At 61.4% G+C, this 3,534-nt stretch carries 4 protein-coding genes; all 4 read right to left on the bottom strand.

Going from position 1 to position 3,534, the window contains the following annotated elements; translation table 11 throughout:
- Positions 1–530 (bottom strand): CvpA family protein (locus tag B7L09_RS28395; protein ID WP_094471619.1); only part of this gene is annotated, 530 nt, incomplete at its 3' end.
- Positions 531–629: 99 nt separating this feature from the next.
- Complete coding sequence (locus B7L09_RS28390) at positions 630–1,295, bottom strand: SPOR domain-containing protein (RefSeq protein WP_094471617.1); 666 nt, start codon at positions 1,293–1,295, stop codon at positions 630–632.
- Positions 1,279–2,586 carry a bifunctional tetrahydrofolate synthase/dihydrofolate synthase gene (gene folC, locus B7L09_RS28385; RefSeq protein WP_094471616.1) on the bottom strand — a complete coding sequence of 436 codons (1,308 nt, stop codon included), beginning with the start codon at positions 2,584–2,586 and terminating at the stop codon, positions 1,279–1,281. Before folC ends, B7L09_RS28390 begins: the two co-directional genes overlap by 17 nt.
- Positions 2,583–3,503, bottom strand: coding sequence for an acetyl-CoA carboxylase, carboxyltransferase subunit beta (gene accD / locus B7L09_RS28380; RefSeq protein WP_094471618.1), 921 nt, complete (start codon positions 3,501–3,503; stop codon positions 2,583–2,585). Before accD ends, folC begins: the two co-directional genes overlap by 4 nt.
- Between the last annotated feature and the right edge of the window lie 31 nt (positions 3,504–3,534).

The following is a 3,534-nucleotide window of genomic DNA, read 5'->3' as shown; positions in this document are numbered from 1 at the left end:
TGTTCCTTGAACGGAAGATCAGCGGGTACGCTGATTCCGCTGGCCAGCCACTGACTGCTCCACCCCAGAATGAGGTTCTTGGACCAGTCTGCAACCAATAGAAATTTTGGCACGAGTACCGACTCCTGCCACCACGAATCCTGCTGTACCGGCCCCAGGCTCAACAGCCCGACCGCCACAACCACCAGCAGGCCGCCACGCGCGGCGCCGAAGGCCATGCCGAGAAATCGATCGGTCCCGGAGAGGCCGGTGACACGTATCAACTCGCCAATAAGATAATTGACCATTGCCCCCACCAGCAGCGTGGCGATGAACATGATGGCGCAGCCCGCGATAACGCGAGCCGAAGGTGTTTCGATATACCCGGCCAGGTAAACCGACAGTGAACCACCGAACATCCAGGCTACGACTCCTGCGATGATCCAAGTCAGCAACGACAGTGCTTCTTTTACGAAGCCGCGGCTTAGACTGATCAAAGCGGAGATGGCGACGATTGCAACGATCGCCCAATCAACCCAGGTAAATGGCACAGTGCAGCCTACGTACGGATAAGGCGGCGCATTTTAGCAGAGCGCATGGCTATCGGTAAGCTGCGATTGTCAGTGCATTTCAAATCGTGGCGATAGTTTTTAGCCACGCTCAGGCTGGAAACGCACCACGAACCCCTTGAGGTTCTGCTGCCGGCCCAACAAGTCCCGCAGGCGATCCGCCTCGGCACGCTCGATCAGCGGCCCGATAAACACCCGATTCTTGCCATCGGCAGTACGGATGTAGGCGTTATAGCCCTGACTGCGCAGGTCTTTTTGCAGACTTTCGGCACTTGCACGGCTCGACAGGCTGGCCAGTTGCACCGACCAGCTGACCGACAGACCGTTTGCATCGACGCGACTCTGACTCGTGTCCGGTTTGCCCGGTGCAGCCGTAATCGGCTGGGCAGGCGGCGTAGTCGGTGTGGCAGGCTTGACGACAGGTGCGGGCGCGACCGGCTTGGCAGCAGGCACCGGCACCACTGGCGCGCTCGGTGCAATCGGCGTGGACGGCGCGGCTTCTTGCTGAGCGATTTCATCATCACTCGGCACAGGCTCCTGAGGCAGCGCTTGCGGCTCGGGCACCACCACGGGCTCGACCTGCACAGGCGGCACCGAGGGTGCTTGCGGCGCAGCCGGGGCTTCGACCGTCACTTGACGCTGCTCATCCTGGCGGGAAAACAGCATTGGCAGGAAAATAACCGCCAGCGCCACCAGCACCAGGGCCCCAACCATTCGCTGCTTGTATGCGCTATCCAGTAATGCCATGTGCAGCTTCCTCCGTGGAGCGCCGGGCCAACCACTCGAGCGCCTCGGCAACACAATAAAATGATCCGAACAACAGAATTTCGTCCTCGGCCGTGGCCANCGCGCACTGCCCTTCCAGGGCGGCGGCCACGCTGTCATAGGACGTTACCGAGGCGCCAAGGTTCTGCAACGCCGCCTGCAAATCGGCCACCGGGCGCGCACGCGGCGAATCCAGCGGTGCGACAGCCCATTGCTGGACACTAGCATTCAACTCACTGACAACACCATCCAGATCCTTGTCCGCCAACAATCCAAACACTGCCAGTCGCTTGCCGACCGGCGGACGACTGGCCAGACGGCGCGCCAGATACTCGGCCGCATGCGGGTTATGACCCACATCCAGCAACAGGTTCAGACGCTTGCCCTGCCAGTCGATTTGACGGCGATCAAGACGACCTACCACCCGCGTCGCTGTCAGCGCATCAATAATTTGCCCATCCACCCACGGCAAACCGAGCAACAGATAGGCCTGCAAAGCCAATGCGGCGTTTTCCATCGGCAGATCGAGCAACGGCAAATCGTGCAGCTCGACCACACGCCCTTGAGCGTCAAGACCGCGCCATTGCCAATTGTGATCGGTCACACCGAGGTCAAAATCGCGCCCACGCAGGAAAAACGGGCAATTGAGCTCGCGGGCTTTATCCAGCAGAGGTTGCGGAGGATTCAGGTCACCACAGAGTGCGGGCGCGCCCTGGCGGAAGATGCCGGCTTTCTCAAAGGCCACGGATTCGCGGGTATCGCCCAGGTAATCGGCGTGATCGACGCCAATACTGGTGACCAGCGCGAGGTCGGCATCTACCACGTTGACCGTGTCCAGACGCCCACCCAGGCCAACTTCCAGGACCACGGCATCAAGCCCTGCCTGTTGAAACAGCCAGAACGCCGCCAAGGTGCCCATTTCGAAGTACGTCAGGGAAGTGTCGCCACGGCCCGCCTCGACCGCNGCGAAGGCTTCGCAGAGCTGCTCGTCAGTGGCTTCGACGCCATTGAGCTGCACCCGCTCGTTGTAACGCAACAGGTGCGGGGAGTTGTAGACACCAACGCTCAGGCCCTGCGCCCGCAGCAACGAGGCCACGAATGCACAGGTAGAACCCTTGCCGTTGGTGCCGGTGACCGTGATCACCCGAGGCGCCGGCTGGCCCAACCCAAGGCGGGCCGCTACCTGTTGCGAGCGCTCCAGGCCCATGTCGATGGCGGACGGATGCAATTGCTCAAGGTAGGCGAGCCACTCGCCAAGGGTACGTTCGGTCATAGGTTGGCAGGTACCGGTGGAACCACGATCGGTTCGATGGGTGCGGCAACGAATTTTGGCGTCGGCAGGCCCATCATTTGTGCCAGCAGGTTGCCCAGGCGCGGACGCAGTTCCTGACGGGCGATGATCATGTCGATGGCGCCGTGCTCAAGCAGGAACTCGCTGCGCTGGAAACCTTCCGGCAGCTTTTCGCGAACGGTTTGTTCGATCACGCGCGGACCGGCGAAGCCGATCAGGGCTTTCGGCTCGCCGACGATCACGTCGCCCAGCATCGCCAGACTGGCGGAAACGCCGCCGTAGACCGGGTCGGTCAGCACGGAGATGAACGGAATGCCTTCTTCGCGCAGACGCGCCAGCACCGCGGAGGTCTTGGCCATTTGCATCAGGGAGATCAGCGCTTCCTGCATACGCGCGCCACCTGAGGCGGCGAAGCAGATCATCGGGCAACGGTTTTCCAGGGCGTAGTTGGCGGCACGTACGAAACGCTCACCCACGATGGCGCCCATGGAACCGCCCATAAAGGAGAACTCAAACGCGGACACGACAACCGGCATGCCCAGCAGCTTGCCGCTGACCGAAATCAGCGCGTCCTTCTCACCGGTCTGCTTCTGCGCAGCGGTCAGGCGGTCCTTGTACTTCTTGCCGTCGCGGAACTTGAGCCGGTCAACCGGCTCCAGGTCGGCGCCCAGCTCGTTACGGCCATCGGCGTCGAGGAAAATGTCGATGCGGGCGCGGGCGCCGATACGCATGTGGTGGTTGCACTTGGGGCAAACGTCCAGGGTCTTTTCCAGCTCGGGGCGGTACAGCACCGCGTCGCAGGATGGGCACTTGTGCCACAGACCTTCAGGAACCGAGCTTTTCTTCACCTCGGAACGCATGATCGAAGGGATCAGTTTGTCTACTAACCAGTTGCTCATGCTTTCTTTCTCCAGTACCGGTGGCTTGAAC

It is taken from the genome of Pseudomonas mandelii, from assembly GCF_002251635.1.
GTDB lineage: Bacteria > Pseudomonadota > Gammaproteobacteria > Pseudomonadales > Pseudomonadaceae > Aquipseudomonas > Aquipseudomonas mandelii_B.
Note: the sequence above shows the minus strand (reverse complement) of the source record. Positions and strands in the feature narration are given on the sequence as shown.

What these genes read in the sequence shown, in the direction of transcription:
- accD (WP_094471618.1), bottom strand. Translation starts at nt 3,503, where the DNA reads ATGAGCAACTGGTTAGTAGACAAACTGATCCCTTCGATCATGCGTTCC.
- B7L09_RS28390 (WP_094471617.1), bottom strand. Translation starts at nt 1,295, where the DNA reads ATGGCATTACTGGATAGCGCATACAAGCAGCGAATGGTTGGGGCCCTG.